The following is a 20,299-nucleotide window of genomic DNA, read 5'->3' as shown; positions in this document are numbered from 1 at the left end:
GGGCCCTGTTTTTGCGGGCGGCAATTATGGCACCGCCAACATGCCGGCACATCAACGGAATCAAAAAGTTATGACACCCCGACGCGCCGTTCTTCCCAGCGGCGAATCATCTGTTTACGCGCGACGCCCCAGCGATATCCGCCGGGCGCACCACCCGTTCGCAGCACTCGATGACAGGGGATGACCCAGGCGATCGGGTTGGCGCCCACCGCATTACCCACGGCGCGTGCTCCCTTCGAAACTCCGAGCTGCCGGGCCAACGCGCTGTATGAGACCGTAGCGCCCGGTTCGAGTTCGAGCAATGCGCGCCACACCTGCACCTGAAAATTGGTACCGCAGACCGCGAGCGGCAAGGTTGCAGATTTGTTACCCCAGATGATCTGCGAGAGCTCTGCCGCGTGCGCGTCATCGCGCTCGAACCGCGCCTTGGGAAACATATCGCGCAACTCGCGCAGCTCGGCCGCCGCGCCGCGCCCGTCCACGAACGCCAGGCGGCTCAAACCTCGCGGAGTTTCCGCTACGAACACCGAGCCGAAGGGCGAGTCGGTAACTCCATGCCGGATGTGCACGCCCTCGCCATGCGCGCGGAATTCGCCCGGCGTCATGGCGTCCAGCGTCACGGTCAGATCGTGCAATCGTCCGCCGCCGGACAGGCCCACGGCGTGGGCGGCATCGAGAACCGAGGGCTCACTGTGCAAGGCGGAACGGGCCGCGCGGCTCGTGACCTCACCGAGATATTGCTTCGGTGTGAGTCCCGTCCAGCGGCGGAACAGCCGGTTGAAATGAAATCCGGAGAGGCCGACGTGTCTGGCGATTTCAGCGAGCCGGGGCTGGCGCTGGAATTCGTGCTCGATGAATTCGATGGCGCGCGTCATGCGCGCGAATTCGCGGCTGTCGACAAAACCATCGGTGACGGAAGTGGCTCTCATATCCATGGCCCACATTCTGCGGACCGGCGCGCCGGGGCGCGACCCGTTACTTGCGCAGCGCCCCGAGCAGCGGCGCAAGCAATGCGTCGCCCAGGCGTACGTCGCGATCCGCGAGAGCCACCACCGTGAGATCCCGCGATGGCACGATCCACACGGCTCCGCCGAGTTCACCGCCCAGATGCCAGATCTCCAGTTGCGCGCCGTTCATGCGTTCCAGCTGCAGGCCAAACTCCGGATTCGCGCGCGATCCCTTGAGCATTTCCTTCACCCAACCCACGGGCAACACGCGCCCGCCTTGCGCGGCCGCGCCGTCATTGCGCAACAGCTCGCCGATGGCGAGCACGTCGCGCGCCACCGCGCGCAGGCAGCAATGCGCGGCCGGCATGCCGCTGCGGCGGTCCATCTGCAACTGGATGTGGAACAGGTGGGCCGGCGCGAGCAGCCGCCGTTCGAGGAATCGTTCGTACGGCAGGCCCGCGGCGCGCTCGACGATGACGGCCGCGAGTTGCGTGTTCACCGCCGACAGGTTGAAGAATCCGCCGGGTTCGTGGTGCAGCTCGAATGCGAGCGCGGTGCTCTCGAAATCGTTGCCTAACAACAAGCGCACGCCGCGCGCGGTCGCGAAATCCGGCAGCCGCGACCAGTCGGCAAACGGATGCGATCCGAGCACCCGTGCGGCGTCGGCGCCTTGCGCGAGACCGCTGGTTTCGTTCAACAGCTGGCGCAGCGTGATGCGGCCGCGCGGATCGCCTTGCCACTCGGGCAGGTATTTCGCGAGCCGATCGTCCAGCGATTTGACGCGCCCATCGGCGAGCGTCATGCCCACCGCCAACGCGGCCAGCGGCCGGGCGAGGAAGTCGGCCGGCCGCAGCGCGCGCCAGCCGTCACCGCCCTGGAAATATTCCTCGTACTGCAGCTCCCCGCGCCGCGCGACTAACAAGGCGGCGGCGCCGGCCGCGCGCGCGGAGTCCGCCGCGGCCGCGAGGGCCGCGGGCTCCACCGAATTGCGCGCCGGGTCCACGGCCGTGACCGCGCCCGTGGCGGGCCGGCCGACATCGAGGGTCGGAAAGTAGTTCTCGCTCGACGCCAGCGGCAGATCGAAGGCGCGTCGCCAAAACGGCAGGTCTGCCGTCAGGGTACCGACGGCGAGAGAGCCCACCACGAGCACGATCGCCGTGAGGATTATGAGTACGCGATGCATGGGAAGAGACTTGGCGCCATGCTACCAGCGGGCTTACATGGCTAGAATGCCCGCCCGTGAAACTATCCATCTGCGCCATCGCGTCGGAAGTCGTTCCCCTCGCCAAAGCCGGCGGGCTGGCCGATGTCGCCAGCGCCCTGTCACGCAAGTTGACCGCCAATGGCCACGATGTACGGCTGTTCGTGCCGTTTTATGCGCAGATCGCCCGTGCCAATCTCGACGTCAGGCGCGTCGAGGGTCTGCAGGGCCTGGCCATTCGCACCGGCAGCCGGGAATACATCGTGGACATCTGGCGCGCCCTGCTGCCTGGCTCGGCCACGCCCGTCTACCTGATCGAATCCGACGCTTTGTACGCCCGCCCCAAGCTCTACACCAACGACCCTGACGAACATCGCCGCTTCCTGGTGCTGACCCGCGCCGCGCTCGAATGCTGCCGGCGCATGAATTTCAAACCCCACATCGTCCACTCGCACGACTGGCATGCCGCCTTCGCGCCGTTGTGGCTGCGCTCGAACTACCGGAACGATCCGGTGTTCGCCGGTACGAAATCCGTGATGACCATCCACAACATCGGCTACCAGGGCGGCTTCTCCGCCACCGACGTCGGCGATCTCGATCTCGGCGCCGATGTCTATCTACTGCACCAGGACGACCTCAAGGCCGGCGGCATCAACGCCTTGAAAACCGGCATCCTGCATGCCGATGCGGTCACCACGGTAAGCCCGACCTACGCGCGCGAGATCACCACGCCGCGTTACGGCATGGGGCTGGAACAGGCGCTCGCCTCGCGCGGCGGCGCGGTGCGCGGCATCCTCAACGGCGTCGACTACGAAGAGTGGGACCCGCGCCACGATCACTATCTGCCGATCCATTTCGATCCGGCAACCCTTGTGAAAAAGGCCGAGCTCAAGCGCAATTTCCTGCTGCGCCAGAGCATGACTCCCACGCGCGGCCGCGTGCCGCTGTTCGGCATCGTCAGCCGCCTGACGCCGCAGAAGGGTTTCGACCTGCTGACCGATACCTTGCCGAAGCTGCTGCAGGACAACGACGTGCGTGTCGCGGTGGTCGGCAACGGCGATGCCGTCTACGAGAAATTCTTCTCGGGCCTCGCTACCCGGTACAAGGGCCGCGCCTGGTTTTACGGCGGCTACGATGAAAGCCTGGCGCACTGGATCGAAGGTGCGAGCGACGCATTCCTCATGCCGTCTCAATACGAGCCCTGCGGGCTCAACCAGATGTACAGCCTGCGCTACGGCACGGTGCCGATCGTGCGCCACACCGGCGGGCTGGCGGATTCGGTGACGCACTTCGACCCGGCGACGGGCACCGGCACGGGCATCGTGTTCAACGACTTCGATGCGACGGCGATGGCCTGGGCGCTCGACACGGCAATGAAGTGGTACCTGCAACCCGCGTTGTGGGAACGCATGGTCCAGAACGCGATGGTCTGCGATTTTTCCTGGGAGACCCAGGCCGACGAATACCTGAAACTCTTCGCCGAGCTACTTCAGCTTGACGCTGCCGCGCTCATCGAACGGAATCCGCCGCAGCAAGCCGCTCGATAACGCGACGCTGCCGATCAGCCGGTAGTCGAGCGTGTCCTGCGATCCGCCGCGCCGCGCCAGGAACTTGGCCAGAGCGCCGGCGAGATTCGCGGTTACCTGCACATCGAACTCCGCCTCGCCCATCGCCGGCACCACGAAAGGTGTGTCGGTCAGGCCCTGCGCCAGCTGCGCATCGTTGACCTCGATCCGGTATTCGATGCCCTTGATCGGCAACTCGCGCGCGTTGGGATTCAGCACGCGCATGCGTACCTGCAGCCGTTGCGAAAAAATGTCCGCGCTCTGCATCTTCATCGACACCACCGAAAGCTTCGGCGCCTCGAGTTTGGGTAACGCACCGCAGCCGGCAAATGCAAGGCACGCGATCGCGAGCAGAGCCGCCCGGCGCGGCAGGCGATCACGCATGCAGCATGTCCGGCGTCACCAGCACGACACCCTTTTCGGTCACGAGAAAACGTTTGGCGTCTTCTGCGGGATCGAAGCCGATACGCGTTCCGCTCGCCAGTTCGCAGCCCGCGTCGATGATGGCGTTGCGGACCTGGCAGTTCTGACCGATCAGCACGTCAGGGAGGATGACCGAGCGTTCGACGACCGAGCGCTCCTCGACGCGTACACCCGAGAACAGCAGTGACTCGCGAACCGTGGCGCCGGAGATGATCGCGCCGCCCGACACCAGCGAATTGATCGCGACTCCGCGGCGGCCGTCTTCATCGAGCACGAACTTGGCCGGCGGCGTCTGCGCCTGGTAGGTCCAGATCGGCCAGTCTTCGTCATAGATGTTGAGTTCGGGATTGACCCAGACGAGCTCGAGATTCGCCTCGTAGAAGGCGTCGATTGTTCCAACATCGCGCCAATAAGACTGCGCACGCGTCTTAACGTCGCGAAATGGATAGGCAAAGACCTGCAGCTTCTCGATGGCCTTGGGGATGATGTCCTTGCCGAAATCGTGCTTGGATTTCTCGTCCGCGGCATCTTCGAGCAGCAGCTTCTCGAGCAGCTCCGGGTTGAACACATAAATGCCCATCGAAGCCAGGGCGACATCGGTACGGCCCGGCATGGGATCGGGAGTCAGGGATTTTTCGACGAAGCGCGTGACGCGATTCCACTCCGTCACGGTCAGCACGCCAAACTCCTTGGCTTCGACGATCGGCACCTCCACCACTCCGACCGTGATGTCGGCGCCCTTCTCGACGTGGTAGGCGATCATCGGACCGTAGTCCATCTTGTAGATGTGATCGCCGGCGAGCACGAGCACGTGTTTCGGCCGATGCGAATGCATGACGTCGATGTTCTGGTAGACCGCATCGGCCGTGCCCCGATACCAATGCGCGCCGGTCTTCTGCTGCGCGGGGATCACCTCGACGAACTCGCCGAACTCGCCGCGCATGTAGCCCCAGCCGCGATGGATGTGCTGGATGAGCGACTGCGCCTTGTACTGCGTGAGCACGGTGATCTGCCGGATGCCGGAGTTCACGCAGTTAGACAGCACGAAATCGATGATGCGGAACTTGCCGCCGAACGGCGTCGCGGGTTTGGCGCGATGTTCGGTGAGTCCCTTGAGGCGTTCACCACGACCACCCGCCATGATGACGGCGAGTGTGCCGCTGGTGAGCCGGCTCACGTAGCGGCCGGAAGTTGCGCGTGCGGGACGTTTGGCCATCTGAACCTCTGTTTTTTTGCAGTATAGAGCGCGTGCTACCGTACACGCATGCCTCATCGCGCTTGGTATCTCGGTCTCGCAGCGGCGCTCATTTTCACTCACGACGCGTCGGCCATTCCGCCTGCAAATTCGTCCGACGCGCCGGCCCCGGCGGCTGACAACGGCGGCTGTTTCGCGGCGGGCGACGGCTATCTGCGCGCGCGCATGCGCGGCGCGCTGACACTCGATCTCGACTGGCAGAACGCACAGATGCAATGCGAAGGCGGCCCGAGGCCTTCCGGCAATGGCGTACGCGTCAGCATCGCCGGCCCCGACCGGGGCGACGGGCGGCGCATCCGCATGGTGTTCGGCATCGGCGGCGTCGGCGAAGGCCGCGATGGCGAGGCGCTACGCACCAACGTCACCATTCTGTTCGAAGGCGAAAAACGCGTCTTCGCCACTCAGGGCGACGACAAATGCACGGTGGACAAACTGATGCAGCAGCGCGTTGAAACGCTCGGCGAGGGCCGGGCCATCTACCGCGTGGTGGCGCGCGGATTCTGCCTGGGGCCGGCCACGAGCCTGTCGCGCGGGGAGCGGGTCTTCCTCACCAGTTTCGATTTTGCAGGTCGCATAGAATTCGGAGACGATGACCGCGATGCGACAACCAAGACACCCTGATCTGCTGCGCCGCGCGCTGCTCGGCGCGTTCTGCCTCGTCCTGGGTGCGGGGGCCTTCGCGCAGAGCGGACCGATCGAAGACCTCGCGTCATTTCCGAGCGGCAAGCTCGAAATCAGCGAGGGCAAGAAGGTCAAACATGTTTTCCAGGTCTGGCTGGCGGACAATCCGCAACGGCAGTCGCAAGGACTCATGTTCGTACGCGGCCTGCCCGACCTGCGCGGCATGTTGTTCGTGCATGAGTCGCCGCAGCCCATCAGCATGTGGATGAAGAACACCTACATCCCGCTCGACATGGTGTTCATCGATGCGCGCGGCCACATCCAGCAGATAGTCGAACAGACGAAGCCACATTCTCTTGACATCATTCGCAGCAAGGATCCCGCGCTCGCGGTGCTCGAAATTGCGGGTGGTGAGGCGCGCAGACTCGGACTGCACCCGGGGCAACGAGTAATCCATTCCGCGCTCCTGACTCACTAGAGCTCATATCCCCTGCAAGGGGGTGTCGGATATGATCGCCGCCACTTCACCAGGGATTATTAGGGGAGCAAAACCATGAAGAGAATCGGCACTCTGATGCTGGCAGCGTGCGCCGCCGCATTCACGACCGGAACTGCATCGGCTGGCGCGCCGGTTGGCAGCTGGTACATCGCTCCCGAGGTCAATGCACTGTGGCTCGATGACGCACGCGTCGCGGACGACGACGCCGGTTACACGCTGGCATTCGGCCGCACGCTCAATCCGGACTGGGATCTGCAGCTGTCGGGCTTCGCGTCCAAACACGACCAGCCGGGGAACGCCTCGCTGGACCTGCGCGGCCTCGCGCTGTCGCTCAATCGCGTGTTCTATCGCGAAGGCCGCGTGAATCCCTTTCTCAGCGTCGGAGTCGGACACGTCAAGAGCGACGAGAGCCCGGGCGATGACGATTCCAATCTCGCCGCGCTGTACGGCGTCGGCCTGTTGATCGATCTCGGCGCTCCGCGCAGCGACGGCACGGCCATCCAGCTGCGCGCCGACCTGGGTGCGCGCCGCAGCATCACGGATCACAAGTCCTCGGTCGACAATCCCGTCGACTACGTCGCCGGTCTCGGCATCCAGTTTGCGTGGGGCGGTACACCCGTGCGCCGCGTGCTCGACACCGACGGCGACGGCGTCACCGACGATCTGGACAAGTGCCCCAACACGCCGGCCGGCACCGCGGTCGACAGCAACGGCTGCCCGCTGCCGCAGGATGACGATGGCGACGGCGTGACCAACGACATCGACAAATGCCCGGGCACATCCGCGGGCGCCAAGGTCGATGCCACCGGCTGCGAACTCGACAGCGACGGCGATGGGGTCGGTGACAGCCGTGACCAGTGCCCCAACACACCCGCCGGCGCGAAGGTCGACGAGAAGGGTTGCGAACTCGACAGCGACGCAGACGGCGTCGTCGACAGCGCGGACAAGTGCCCGGACACGCCCAAGGGCGATCGCGTGGACGCCATCGGTTGCTCGTTCAAGGAAGAGATCAAACTACCCGGCGTGGTGTTCGAGACCAACAAGGCCGACCTGCTGCCGGAAAGCATTCCGGTGCTCGAAGGCGCCATCGCGACACTCAAGCGATATCCGGATATCCGGATCGAGGTTGCCGGTCACACCGACAGCCGCGGCTCGGACGCCTACAATCTCGAGCTGTCCGCGCGGCGCGCCGCGACGGTGCTCAAGTACCTGCAGGATGGCGGCGTGGCGAACACGCTGACCTCGCGCGGTTACGGTGAGCGGCAGCCGATCGCGAGCAACACCACGGATGCCGGGCGCCAGGACAATCGGCGCGTCGTCCTGCGCGTGCTGAACTAACCAGTCGGCTTCGAGGGGGCGGCGCCCGTGGCCGCCCCGTAGCCGAAGTGCGCGACCCATCGCTCGAGCACCGGCAGGACCGGGGCGAGCTGCGTGGCATATCGGCGCCATTCACCCGTGCCCGCGGTGTTGAGCCCGCGCGCGATCTGCGCGCCGCTCGCCGTCGCCACGCCGCGGGCGCGTGCCGCGAATTCACGCATCTGCGGGTTGAATTCGAGGCCGAGGAAATCGCAAACACCCGCGGCTTCACGATCGAAGTCGGCAACCAGCGCTTCGAGCCGGATGGAATACGCGCGCAGCTGCAGCGCGGGAATCAATTCCTGGGTCAGATCCATCACCGCGTCATACAGACCGGCAGCTCCTTCGAGCGTGAGCAGTTCGTAGTACGGCGCGCTCATGCGGAAGCGCCGGCGAAAACAGCTCCAGACGACGTCGCGGGGATCGCGCAAGGCGACCACGATGCGCGCCCCGGGGAACAGCCGCGCGATGAGCGGTAGTTTGAGCCCGTTGAGCGGATGTTTGTCGACGAACACATTGCCCTGCAGGACGACACCGGCCTGCGCGACGCGCCGCCAGTAGTTTTCACGCAGCGGAGCAAGCTGCGCTTCGGTCGCGAGGCCGAGCCGCGCGAGGTCGGCCGGAGTCCGCATGAACTCGCGCACGGCCTCCGCCAATGTCTCGCGCTCCTCGAGCGCTGCCACGAACGGGTGGGCCGCCAGCACCTGCTCGAGCAGCGTCGTGCCGGATCGGGGGAATCCGATCAGAAAGACGTGTCCGCTCGCCGGCGAAGGCGGCAACTCGGGTGGCACCAGAGACAGCAGATCGCGCGGCGGATGTCTGCGGAACCAGGCACGCAGGTCATTGGCGTACTGCAGGGTGCCGCGTGCGCCGAACCTGGGTGCGTAGTGTGCGTGCCGCAGGCGGTTCGACTCCGCATACGTGGCAAACGCCTCTGCCTCGCGCCGTTGCCGGTCGAATGCATCTCCCAGGACGCTCAAGGCCAGCGAGCGCTCCACCGCGTCGAGTCGCGGATCCGCCAGCAGGCGCTGCAGCGCGGTTTCGGCCCGGGCGGCTTCGCCGAGCGCGATGTCGGATTCGGCCGCCACCAGCGCGGCGGGCGGATAGTTAGGCTGCGCGGACAGGACGCGATGCGCGCACTCGCGCGCCGCGGCATGCGCGCCGCGCCGCCCGAGAATGGCCGCGAGCCCCGCTTCGGCGAGCAGATTGCCCGGCTGCAACGCCAGCGCATGTTTGAACCGCGCCTCGGCCGCCGGCAGTAATCCCGCGGTTTCCAGTGCCTGGCCCAGGCCGACGTGGGCAGGCGCGAATTCCGGCCGCAGCTCGACGACCCTTTCGAAACAGGCGCGCGCCTCGTCCGGCTCCTCGAGCCGCAGCGCAAGCAGACCGAGCGCATGCAGGCAACCCACGTCGTCGTCGGCCAGCGCGAGACCGCGCCGCAGGTTCTCCGCGGCGTCTGACAACTTCCCGTCGGCTTCCAGTTGTAACGCGACCACGTTGAACAGGAACGGATGCACCGTGCCCTGACCGATGGCGCGTTGCGCCAGTTCGGCGGCAACGCTGGCGCCGGATTCCCGCAGCGCGTCCCTGACCGCGCGCAGCGTTCCGACATCGGTTGATGAATTCATCAGCGGCAATTCCGTTGGCAGGAAATCGACCGGTATGAGACGGCCGTGACGTCTATCTGATCGGCAAGAGTCGACGAGCCGTCGAACATTTGCGCCAGACCGAAGCGTTGTACCTTAACAACAGTGTTTACTATTTCGCCACTAGGATCGGCAATTAATGCATGCGTCGTACAAGGGGACTAGTTGTTGAAGCGCAACGACTGACCGTCGGCTGCGCGGCGACACGCTTTCCAATTCATCAAAAGTTTCAGGAGATTACCGTGACTCACAACTCCGAGATCGCCCGCGCCGTTCGCCGCGCACTCTTCATGGGTGCCTGCGTGACCGGCGGAATCACCAGCGCCGTGGCGCAGGATCAAGCCGCCGAAAATGCCGATGTGGTCGAAACCGTCGTCGTGACCGGATCGCGCATCGTCTCGCCGAATCTGCAGAGCATCAGCCCGGTCACGTCGATGACGGCCGAAGAGGTCGCGCGCACGGGCCGCAGCACGATCGAAGACATCATCAACGAACTTCCGCAGGTGTTCTCCTCGCAGGGCGCCAATGTTTCGAACGGATCGAACGGTACCGCGACCGTCAACCTGCGCGGCCTCGGCTCCAATCGCACGCTGGTGCTGATCAACGGCCGCCGTCTTGGCCCGGGCGATCCGGGTAGTTCGGGTACGAGCACCGGCTTCGCCTCGGACATCAACATGGTCCCGACGGCACTGGTGGAGCGCGTCGAGCTGCTGACCGGCGGCGCTTCGTCCGTGTACGGCGCCGATGCGGTCGGCGGTGTGGTGAACTTCATCATCAACAGGAAGTTCGAAGGCGTGCGGATCAACGGCGGCTACAGCTTCTACAACCACAGGAACGACGACAAGAAGTCGCAGGAGGTCGTCGAAGAGGCCGGCTATCAACTGCCGGGCGGCACCGTCAACCGCGGCTACGACAAGACGTTCTCTTTCACGGTCGGTTCGAATTTCGCGGACGACCGCGGCAACGCCACGTTCTACGCCACGTATCGCGATACCGACCCGGTGCTGCAGAGCTCGTACGACTACAGCTCCTGCACCTACAACTCGGGCGATACGTTCGAATGCGGCGGGTCGAGTACCGCGTTCCCGGTCCGCTTCCGCTCGGTCGACCCGAACGATCCGCTGCATCCCTTCGTCACGAACTACACGTACGACGAAGACTTCAACTTCGGCGAAGGCACTCCGATTCCGTACAACTTCGGCCCGTTGAATTACTACCAGCGCCCGAATCAGCGCTACACCGCCGGCACCTTCCTCAATTTCGAGATGAACGAACACGCTGAGGTTTACGGCGAGTTCATGTTCCTAAAGGACGAATCGAATTCCCAGATCGCGCCGAGCGGAATCTTCCTGCAGAAATACACCGTGAGCTGCGCCAACCCGCTGTGGGGCGACGCGGAATTCGCGGCATTCTGCGGCGACTTCGGCCTCACCGCAGACGACGATACGCAGATCGAATTCCGCCGCCGCAACATAGAAGGCGGCGGCCGCGCGCAGGAATTGAATCACGAGGCGTACCGCGGCGGCATCGGTGTCAAGGGAGCGCTGACCGGAGCGTGGACTTACGACGCGTCGTTGTTCCAGGGAACCTCGCGCATCAGCAACACGTACAACAATGACTTCTCGATCGCGCGCACGGGCCGCGCTCTCGATGTCATCACCGATCCGCTCACCGGCCAGCCGGCGTGCCGCTCGGCCGTGAACGGAACGGACCCGCTGTGCGTTCCGTACAACGTGTACACACCCGGCGCCATCGACCAGGCGCAACTCGACTACGTACAGATTCCGCTGATCTCGGTCGGTGAAGTCACCGAGCGCGTCGTGCAGACCTCGTTCACCGGCGACCTCGGTCAGTACGGCCTCAAATTCGGCTCGGCCGAGGACGGCGTGATGATCAACATCGGCGCCGAATACCGCGAAGTCGAAACCGACTTCCAGCCGGACGGCAACTACATCGCCGGCGATGGCGCCGGGCAAGGTGGCGCGACCCTGCCACTCGCGGGTTCCTACAACGCGAAGGAAATCTTCTTCGAGGGCCGCGTGCCGATCACCAAGTCGCTGTCGGCGGAGCTCGGTTATCGCTACTCGGACTATTCGGGTGGGTTCGAGGCGAGCACCAACACGTACAAGGCTGGCCTCGAATGGTCGCCGATCGACTCGATCCGCCTGCGCGGCAGTTTTCAGCACGCCGTGCGCGTGCCTAACATCTACGAGTTGTTCGCGACGCAGCAGGTGTCGCTCGACGGCACGATCGATCCCTGCACCGGCGATGACCCGGGCCTCACACCCGAGCAGTGCGCCAACACGGGCGTGACCGCCGGCCAGTATGGCAACCTCGAGGCCAACCCGGCCGCGCAGTACAACGGGTTCATCGGCGGCAATGCCGATCTGAAACCGGAGGAAGCGGACACGATTTCCTTCGGCATCGAATTGCAGCCGGACTTTGCGCCCGGGCTGCGCGTGAACCTGGACTGGTACTCGATCAAGATCGACGACCCGATCCAGCAACCGAACGCGGACCTGACACTGCTGACCTGCGCGTTGACCGCCGATGCGACGGCCTGCGGCAAGGTCAATCGCGATCCGCAGGGATCGTTGTGGGAGTCCACCGGGGGCTTCGTCGTCGACACGCTCGAGAATCTCGGCAAGATCGAAACCAGCGGCGTGGATGTCGACGTGAGCTACGGCTTCGAAATCGGGAATGCGGGCAAGCTGCGCCTGTCGATGGTCGGCACGTATCTCGACAAGTTCGAGACCACGCTGGGCGGCGGCTTCAGCTACGACTGCGTCGGTCTGTACGGCGGCATCTGCACTTCGGGCACTCCGAATGGCGCGCCGGTCGCCGAGTGGCGCCACAAGGCGGATGTCACCTGGACGACGCCGTGGAGCGGAATCGACGTGAGCCTGGGGTGGCGCTATTACGGTGAGGCGAAACGCGACATCGAGTTCAGCCCCGACCTCGCATTGTTCGGTGAGCTCAGCACAGGTCCGCTGCCCACCGACCAGGTGCTGGGAGCGCGCAGCTACGTCGACCTGTCGGCTGCGGTGACGCTGTTCGAGAAGTACACCGTGCGCCTGGGCGCGAACAACCTGCTCGACAAGGATCCGCCGCTCAACGGCAGCAGCACCTGTCCGACCGGTCCGTGCAACGGCAACACGTGGCCGCAGGCCTACGATGCGCTCGGCCGCCAGGTGTTCCTGACAATCGGCGCGGAGTTCTGACCGGGAATTCCTCGCTCGAACGGCGGGCTCCGGCCCGCCGTTTTTTCTCACTCTGGTTAAACTCGGTGCATGGCCGACATTGTCCCGTTTTTCGCCGTCCCCTTTGCGTTCGCGCGCCATCCCGATCCGGCGTCCCTGAATGCCAGGCTGCGTGCGCTGTTCCTGGAGCGCTCAAGCGGGGGCGCGACGTATGCGAACTCGCGGCCGATCACGCAGCGCAACGCGGCGGTTTTCGAAAGCCGTTTCGATCTGTTCCGCTGGCCGGACGAACCGGTGCAGGAACTCAAGGAATTCTGCTGGTCGGAACTGCTGCGAGTGGTCTGCGACCTCAACGGATATGACGCGGCCTTTCGTGCGCAGCTCCTCATCTACAACGATGCCTGGTTTCACGTCACGCGGCGCGGTGGCTTCTTCGGGCTGCACAACCATCCAAACGCAACTTGGTCGGGCGTGTACTGCGTCGATCCAGGCAGCTCGGGCGCGGAAAAACGCGACAGCGGAGCACTGACTTTCGTGAGCCCGATGCTGGCCGCGCACATGCATGTCGATGCCGGAAACGCGCGCTTCAGCGGCGGCTTTGCCAGCGGCTTGCGCAGTCTGCGCATGGAAGCCGGCCATCTGGTCCTGTTCCCATCCGGCGTGCTGCACGACGTCAAGCCGTTCGAAGGCGACGGCGAGCGCATCACCGTGGCGTTCAACTGCTGGTTCGGAACGAAGGAAACGCTTTGACCGTCGCGACCTAGCGCACGCGCTTCACTTTCGCCGTCCGGCCGTTGGGAGTCGACAGTTGAAACGATCCGAGCGCCGCGCGCCGGATCACCACGGCGTCGCCGATCTTGAGCAACAGCGTGGCGCTGCCGCTGATCTGGCGCCAGCTCTGGTTGTTGTCGAGCTCGAGGATGGCGGACCCATCGGCGGCTTTCGCGATCGCCACGACGCGTGCGCCCAGTGCTTCTACATCCGCGCGCGCGGGGCCGTCGGCATTCCCCTGCGTCCGCGCCTGCGCGAACAGTCCGAAACTCGATTCTGCGCCCGGTGCGTCAGCGCTTGCGATCGCCAGCCCCCGCAAGGCTTCGATGCCACGATCGAAACAAGCCAGTCGCTCGGTATTGCGCTTGATGGTGATGCAACTGCGCAGCTCCACCGGAACCTGCGCATCCGTCGCATCGGCCCTGGCGCCGGCAGCTGACAAGATCGCCGCTACTGCAATCGCGTGCTTACGCATGAAAACTCCCGCTACGCATGCCATCCGGCGCTGCGCGGCATGGTAGTCCGGGCTGCCCGGGACCACCAACCGCCCTGGTCGCGAGCCCACTGGTTTGCGCCCGTCGGGTCACACGTTGCGACGAGCCGTTCCCGGTCCTCTCCCGACGGGCGTACGCTGCGGAAATGCGTTCTTCCACGCACGTGGCGGTCTTGTTCCTGGGGCTCTGTATCACGCCTGCCGATGCCCTCGCGGGAGAAAATCCGCCCCCGGGTGTATTACAGCCGCGTACCGGGGAGGGCTGGACTCGCGAGGAGGCTCGCAAGGAAGAACGCGTGCCGTCGTTCACGGTCATTCCCGCGACGGTCGTGCAGTTGAGTGTGCGCAGCAACGGGCGGTTCATCGTCACTCTCGACAACGGTACGGTCTGGTCGCAGTCGCAGAACAAGAGCGACGTGCGCGTCGCGGTCGGCGACAACATCACATTGAGGAAGGCGACACTGGGCTCGTACGTGCTCGTCACGCGGGACGGCGTTTCGACCCGGGTCAAGCGCGACCGTTAGATGGACCGGCCAGTCCGCCGCGCGCGAGGAAGGCCGGGACAAAAAAAGGGGCGGCTCACTAAAGAGCCGCCCCGGTCAACATCAACTAACTATTGCTTACAGGTCGAACTTCACGCCGACGCGGAAGTAACGGCCCATGATGTTCGGGCCACTCCACGCCGGGTTGAACCCGAAGATGCCGTAAGCAGCGGCGGGATCGAAGTCCGGCTCGATGTCGAACACGTTGAGGATGTCCGCATACACCGTGTACTTCTCCTGGAACGTGTGACGAACGGTCAGATCTGCGTTCCAGATCGCCTTCGTCTTGCACGCCACGGGCGACCCGTCGGCATACCCTGCAGTCTCGGCGCCGATATTGCTCTCGCATTCACCCGGGATGCCGCCAAGGTCCAGCGCGACGGTGTCGACGCCGCTGGTGTAGTACCCCGTCAGCGTCACGTCAGTGCTACCGAATGACACCGTGTTCTGCCAGGTGGCGCGATATTTCGGCGCGCCCGAGCAGGACGTGATGTTGCAAGGACTCAACGTACCGGCGTACTCATCCGTTTGACCGTCATGCGTAAGGTCGAACTTCTGCAGGTAAGACACCTCGAGAGCGCTTCGCAGCGTTACCGTGTCGCCCAGCGGGAACGTGAAGTTCGCTCCGAGATCGATGCCACTGAGCTCCTCTTTGTTCTGGTTGGCAAACGACGTCTGGACGAAGCCGAGCAACGGCAACGCGTTCGGGAACGAAGGATCGGGAACGCCCGGACGGACTGAGATACCCGGGATATCCACCTGACCGTCGGTGCTCGAGTAGTACGCCTCTTCTGCAGGGGTCGTATCCGTAATGCTCGTAATCAAGTCCCTGACTTCGATACGCCAGAAATCAAGCGTGAAGCTCACGTTTCGGATCGGCTCGTAAACCAGGCCCGCCGTGAAGGACGTCGACTTTTCCGGATCGAGCTCGGGGTTGCCGACCGACGTCAGACCCAAGCTGTAAGTGCCGGTCACATACGGCGAATCGGGGCCTCCATGCGCGTCGCAAAACGCCGCATAAGCCTCGCAATCCACCGCTGCCGTGACGTATCCCGTCGTGGGCAGACCGAAGCTCTCATTGAAGCTCGGAATACGGAAACCCTTGGACCAGGTGCCACGAATCGCGAGCTGCTCGAACGGAGTGAACTTGAATCCGAACTTGGGCGAAAAGTTCGACTGGCCGCTCGAGTAGTCGTCGAAACGACCTGAGGCAGCCAGTTCGAGCTGCTTGAGGACAGGCGCGGACAACTCGAAGAAGCCGGACTTCACTTCGCGCGAACCCGCCGTACCCACCGCATTGACGCTGTAGTAGCGCGTATAGGGCGCCGACGGAGCTCCAGGATTGGCGCTCGGCTGATCAATGGATTCCTCACGATACGCGACACCAACCGCCGCCTGCAGCGGGCCTCCGGGCAGGTCGACGATTTCCTTGCTGATCGTGCCCTGGAGTTGCCAGAGTCTCGCCACGGAGTACGTGTTGTTCTCGGGTGCAATGTAATCCCAAACATCCTGCGGGGTGGCGTCGGGATCGGCGAAGTTGAACGTACCCTGTGCCGCCACGTCCCAGATCCGCTGCGGGATCATGTAGTTGTTCTGGATGAGCGTGAGACCCACCTCGGATGTGGTGAAAGTGCCCGAGTAGTGCCACGAATCACCGAAGGAACCATCGATACCCGCGACACCACGAACGGCGCGAGAGCTGGTTTCCACGGTGCGGCCATTCTTGTTGCGAAGCAGGATTTGCGCCCGTTCACCCGCCCCGGCGTAGGGGTTGTAAGGATTGAGCGAGCCGTTGGTTGCGTCGCAACCGGTGCCGACGGCGTTGAACGTGCCGACGCCCGCAGAGCAGACGTACGTCGGCAGGATCACATTGGCTGCGCCCGCGGTATCCGGGCTCGGCGGCGGTAACGCTCCGTTGAACGCCAGCGGCGTCAGCGACGCGAATGTGTCGGTCTTGTAGAAATTGCCCATGGCGTAAAACTGCGCGTCTTCGCCAATGTTGGTCGTGAAACGCATGGAGAGGCCTGTGCGTTTGATTTCCGGCTGCAGCATCAGGTAATCGTGTTGCTGGTCGAACGTGCAGACGATCGGCGGCGCAGGCTGAGTGCCCTTCACCGCAGTGATGTTCTGCGCAACCCCGCCTTCGCAGGCCGAATCGGCCGGATTCAGGAAAGCGTAGTCGCCCGCACCGACGTTACCGGCGGCCGAGGTCACGTGCCGGACCATGCTGATGCCCGGAACGGAAGTGAACAGGAATCTTCCGGTCTCGGCAGTGATGCCGTTGTAATTGAGATTGAGCATGCAGCTGCCGGTCGGTCCGCACTGGCGGCTCCAGTCGGTGCTGTTGAACGGGTAACCGCGGTCGCGCGCCCAGAGCACATCCTGCTTCTGGTACTCGCCGCTGATGTAGAAGTTGTAGCCGTCGCTCTCGAGGTCACCGTGACCCCAGGTGAGATCGATCCGGTTTTCGTCTCCGCCGCCGTCCTCGGACAACGCCGTCGAACCGCCGAAATGCAACCCCTGAACTTCTTTCTTCGTGATGACGTTGATCACGCCCGCGATCGCGTCTGCGCCGTAGGTGGACGATGCGCCGTCACGCAGGATTTCGATGCGATCGACGATCGCGCTCGGAATCGTGTTCAAGTCGACGAAGTTGCGCTGGCCGTCATCCGCGAACGGATAGGGCGCAATGCGCTGGCCGTCGAACACGGACAACGTCGACTGCACGGTCAAACCACGCAGGGCCGGCGCAGTCGCGCCGCTGGCGAAGTTGAAACCGGTGTTCCAGCCCGCCTGGATGGTTCCGGCGTTGTTGGCCGAAAGACGCTGCAGCGCTTCGGAGACGGTATTGATACCGCGCTCTTCGAGCGAGTCGGCGCTGATGACGGTGACCGGCGACGGGGTTTCCGCGTCGGTGCGCCGAAGGATCGAACCGGTAACGATGACTTCTTCGAGCGCCTGCTCCTGCGCGAAGACCTGCGAGGCAGGCAACGCGCCGGCAGCCGCGGCGGCTACCAGCAGCGCGCGGCGAACCCCGACGCTGACCAGTCGATTACGAGGGAAAGATTTCAGACTCTTCATTGTTTTCGTCCCCAAATTTTGTTCCCGGTGCGCACCGCGCACCGGGTTACAAGAGGGATTGAGCCGAATATGGATTTCCGAGAACCCGCACGGAATAGCTCACGCAGCCACCGCGTGATCGATGGCCTGCGTTTCGGAACCCACGAAACGCGTCAAACTCCTGCAATGGCGGCGAGACTAGCACGAGTTGCGCGGAGAACAACACACCCGGCAGATTTGCGCGCATGAATTTATCTAAGTTCATCCGTATACAAATCATGCAGTTGGTCGGCAAGGGCACCTTAATAGGGCATTCCCCGGCGGCACGTGTCGTAAGGAGGCAACCGGCATGATCCGCGTTGCCGACGCGATTTCAGAGGCCCGTAAGGCGCCCATTACCCATGGCGTTCATCGATAGAATTGCCGCACACCATGATCGCGCTCACGCCAGCAGATCTTCGCGCGGCTCCCCAATCAGCGGATGGGGCAGATGCCAGGCTGCGCGCGCTCACCGAATATGCCCTTGAAATCATCACCGTACAGGATGCGACCGGCGCGATTACCTATGCCAACGAGGCGGTGGGGCGTTATCTCGGCTACAGCGTCGCCGAGTTGTTAGGGCGGAACGCAATAGATTTTTTGCACCCGGATGATGCAACGCCCATGCGTGATCGTTTTCGCAGCATTCTGACGGCGAAGCACAACCAACCCGAGCTGAATCGTTTCGAATACCGGTTTCAGCATCGCAACGGAAGCTGGATCTGGCTCGAGAGCGTCGCGGTAAACGCGCTGGCCAATCCCGCGGCGCGCGGCGTGATCGCCCACTCGCGCGACATCAGCCGGCGCAAGGCCAACGAACGCATCCTCGCGCTGCACCACGCGCGTTATCGCAGCGTCGCCGACCTGTCGGCCGGTGCTGTGCACGAATATTTCGTCAACGCGCAGGGACAATACGAACTCGAGTGGACGCTGGGCGCGGAACGCGTCTACGGCTGCAGCGACGAGGAATACCGCCGCCGCGGCTGGCAGAGTTTCGTCGCCGGCGAGAATTGGGAAGCGCAGAGCCAGTCGCGCGCGCAACGATACCTGACCGGCGAGACCATCGAGTTCACCGCGCAGATCCGTCGCGCCGATGGGCTGGTGCGGTGGATAGAGGTGAAGAATCGTCCGATCGCGGACCCTGCCACCGGCAAATTCACGCGCCTGGTCGGCGTGGCGACCGACATCACCGAGCGGAAGCAGGCCGCCGATGCGCTGCGCGAGAGCGAATTCCGTTACCGCACGGTGGCCGAGCTCACATCCGGTTTCGTTTACGAAGCCACCGTGGATGAGAGAGGCGAGACGCAGATAGTTTGGGCAAGCCCGGGCTGGGACAAATTCTTCGGTGGCACTTTCGAGGATCTCAACCGGCTCGGCTGGCGGCACGTGTTCCTGCCCGCCGATTATGCCGGGGCGTTGCAGCGGCGGCAGAAGCTGCGGCGCGGCGAACGGACCGAGATGGAGTTGGCGCTGAAGACCATGTACGGCGCGACCCGCTGGGTCCACCTGGCCAACCAGCCGGTAGTCTCCGCCGACGGCCACGTGACACGATTCATCGGCGTGGTGCACGACGTCACGGACCGCAAGACCAGCGAAGAAGTGCTGCGCAGCCAGGCGCTGGCGATCGAGGTCATGCAAGAAGGCGCGGTGCTTTCGGACAGCGGTGGAGTCATCCGCATGACCAACCCCGCCTTCGACCGCATGTTCCGGATCGTTTCGGGTTCGTTCATCGGCAAACATCTCGACCAGTTGCCCTGCGATCCGCCGCTCGATCGGCGCATTGCCGAATCCGCGGATCAGGCCGGCGCGCGGTCCGGCGCGCCGCTAGTTAGCGAGCTCACCGTGCATGGCGCGCGCGAGGGCGAAAACGCATTGTTCGTCGAAGCGGCCATCACGTCGCTGGTGCTGCGCGGCGAACGCTTCTGGCTGACCATGTTGCAGGATGCGACGGCACGACGGCAGCTCGAACGCGAAGTGCTCGAAGCCAGCAACCGCGAGCAGCAACGCATCGGCAACGACCTGCATGACGGATTGGGACAGGAACTGACCGGCATCGCGCTGCTGCTGCGCGGGCTCGAAAATCGCGCCGAACGCGAAGCGGCCGCCTTGTCGCCCGCCATCGAGGAGGTGGCGCTGCTGGTGAACGACGCGATCTTCACAACGCGCGCGCTGGCGCGCGGTTTGTCGCCGGTCACTTTCGATCGCGGCGGATTGTCGATGGCGCTCGACGAATTGGCGCGCCGGCTCTCGGCGATGTTCCATATCGACGTTCGATGCGAAGCGGATGAAAAGCTCGATAGCGGGCTCGAATCGGTGAATGCGCTGCATCTGTACCGCATCGCGCAGGAGGCCGTGACCAACGCCGCCCAGCACGGGTCGGCGCAACAGGTGCACATCGCGCTGCGCTGCGATGGCGAGCGCGGGCTGCTGCGGATCGAAGACAACGGCGCGGGGTTCAATCCGGCCGTGCACCAGTCGAAGGGACTGGGCCTGCGCATCATGCATTACCGCGCGCAGATGATGGCCGGGTCATTGCGCATCGAGAGCGCGCGCTCGCACGGCACCGTGGTCAGCTGCTGGTTCCCGCGGCTGCACGATGTTCCGGAGGGTAGCTAGCGGTTCCGGAGGAAGTGGTGCCGGGGTGCAATTCTCGTAATTGAACCGGCGTCCGCGCTTGCCGA

General features: G+C 64.2%; 15 protein-coding genes. 8 read left to right on the top strand and 7 right to left on the bottom strand.

All coding sequences use genetic code 11. The features are described from left to right. Positions 1–68 precede the first annotated feature (68 nt). Complete coding sequence (locus WDO72_12965; GenBank protein ID MEJ0086591.1) at positions 69–935, bottom strand: methylated-DNA--[protein]-cysteine S-methyltransferase; 867 nt, start codon at positions 933–935, stop codon at positions 69–71. A 40-nt stretch (positions 936–975) separates the two neighbouring features. Next, positions 976–2,130, bottom strand: a complete 1,155-nt coding sequence (locus tag WDO72_12960; protein ID MEJ0086590.1) for a serine hydrolase domain-containing protein — start codon at positions 2,128–2,130, stop codon at positions 976–978. Between the two features lie 56 nt (positions 2,131–2,186). Between WDO72_12960 and WDO72_12955 the strand changes: the two genes are divergently transcribed. Then, the gene (locus tag WDO72_12955) at positions 2,187–3,695 is read left to right on the top strand and encodes a glycogen synthase (GenBank protein ID MEJ0086589.1); all 1,509 of its coding nucleotides are present in this window, start codon (positions 2,187–2,189) and stop codon (positions 3,693–3,695) included. Here WDO72_12955 and WDO72_12950 read toward each other — a convergent pair. Continuing rightward, a complete protein-coding gene (locus WDO72_12950) occupies positions 3,633–4,097 on the bottom strand; it encodes an LEA type 2 family protein (protein ID MEJ0086588.1) in 465 nt (154 codons plus the stop codon). The genes WDO72_12955 and WDO72_12950 overlap by 63 nt on opposite strands. Beyond that, entirely contained in the window at positions 4,090–5,352 is a 1,263-nt protein-coding gene (gene glgC, locus WDO72_12945) for a glucose-1-phosphate adenylyltransferase (protein MEJ0086587.1), read from the bottom strand. Before glgC ends, WDO72_12950 begins: the two co-directional genes overlap by 8 nt. A gap of 48 nt (positions 5,353–5,400) precedes the next feature. Here glgC and WDO72_12940 point away from each other — a divergent pair, with 48 nt between their 5' ends. The 3 genes from WDO72_12940 (at position 5,401) to WDO72_12930 (ending at position 7,849) form a co-directional block, all read left to right on the top strand. Further along, on the top strand, positions 5,401–6,012 hold the full coding sequence (locus WDO72_12940) for a hypothetical protein (GenBank protein MEJ0086586.1): 612 nt from the start codon (positions 5,401–5,403) through the stop codon (positions 6,010–6,012). Beyond that, positions 5,990–6,490 (top strand): DUF192 domain-containing protein, encoded by a 501-nt coding sequence (locus WDO72_12935; protein MEJ0086585.1) that lies wholly within the window; start codon positions 5,990–5,992, stop codon positions 6,488–6,490. Before WDO72_12940 ends, WDO72_12935 begins: the two co-directional genes overlap by 23 nt. A gap of 75 nt (positions 6,491–6,565) precedes the next feature. Then, positions 6,566–7,849 (top strand): OmpA family protein, encoded by a 1,284-nt coding sequence (locus WDO72_12930; GenBank protein MEJ0086584.1) that lies wholly within the window; start codon positions 6,566–6,568, stop codon positions 7,847–7,849. Here the strand turns inward: WDO72_12930 and WDO72_12925 are convergent. Then, positions 7,846–9,495: a sulfotransferase gene (locus WDO72_12925; protein MEJ0086583.1), complete on the bottom strand. Its 1,650-nt coding sequence runs from the start codon at positions 9,493–9,495 to the stop codon at positions 7,846–7,848. The two genes, WDO72_12930 and WDO72_12925, sit on opposite strands and share 4 nt — an antisense overlap. A gap of 260 nt (positions 9,496–9,755) precedes the next feature. On the opposite strand from WDO72_12925, the gene WDO72_12920 reads away from it, so the two are divergent. Next, positions 9,756–12,734, top strand: a complete 2,979-nt coding sequence (locus WDO72_12920) for a TonB-dependent receptor (GenBank protein ID MEJ0086582.1) — start codon at positions 9,756–9,758, stop codon at positions 12,732–12,734. Between the two features lie 69 nt (positions 12,735–12,803). Next, the gene (locus WDO72_12915) at positions 12,804–13,463 is read left to right on the top strand and encodes a putative 2OG-Fe(II) oxygenase (GenBank protein ID MEJ0086581.1); all 660 of its coding nucleotides are present in this window, start codon (positions 12,804–12,806) and stop codon (positions 13,461–13,463) included. A 10-nt stretch (positions 13,464–13,473) separates the two neighbouring features. Here WDO72_12915 and WDO72_12910 read toward each other — a convergent pair whose 3' ends face one another. After that, the gene (locus WDO72_12910) at positions 13,474–13,959 is read right to left on the bottom strand and encodes a hypothetical protein (protein MEJ0086580.1); all 486 of its coding nucleotides are present in this window, start codon (positions 13,957–13,959) and stop codon (positions 13,474–13,476) included. Between the two features lie 164 nt (positions 13,960–14,123). Here WDO72_12910 and WDO72_12905 point away from each other — a divergent pair, with 164 nt between their 5' ends. Then, the gene (locus WDO72_12905; protein ID MEJ0086579.1) at positions 14,124–14,501 is read left to right on the top strand and encodes a hypothetical protein; all 378 of its coding nucleotides are present in this window, start codon (positions 14,124–14,126) and stop codon (positions 14,499–14,501) included. A gap of 96 nt (positions 14,502–14,597) precedes the next feature. Here WDO72_12905 and WDO72_12900 read toward each other — a convergent pair whose 3' ends face one another. Further along, a complete protein-coding gene (locus WDO72_12900; GenBank protein ID MEJ0086578.1) occupies positions 14,598–17,600 on the bottom strand; it encodes a TonB-dependent receptor in 3,003 nt (1,000 codons plus the stop codon). A 411-nt stretch (positions 17,601–18,011) separates the two neighbouring features. Here WDO72_12900 and WDO72_12895 point away from each other — a divergent pair, with 411 nt between their 5' ends. Then, positions 18,012–20,234, top strand: a complete 2,223-nt coding sequence (locus tag WDO72_12895) for a PAS domain S-box protein (protein ID MEJ0086577.1) — start codon at positions 18,012–18,014, stop codon at positions 20,232–20,234. Positions 20,235–20,299: the final 65 nt, after the last annotated feature.

The organism is Pseudomonadota bacterium (genome assembly GCA_037200975.1).
In the GTDB taxonomy this organism is placed as follows: Bacteria; Pseudomonadota; Gammaproteobacteria; order Steroidobacterales; family Steroidobacteraceae; genus CADEED01.
Note: the sequence above shows the minus strand (reverse complement) of the source record. Positions and strands in the feature narration are given on the sequence as shown.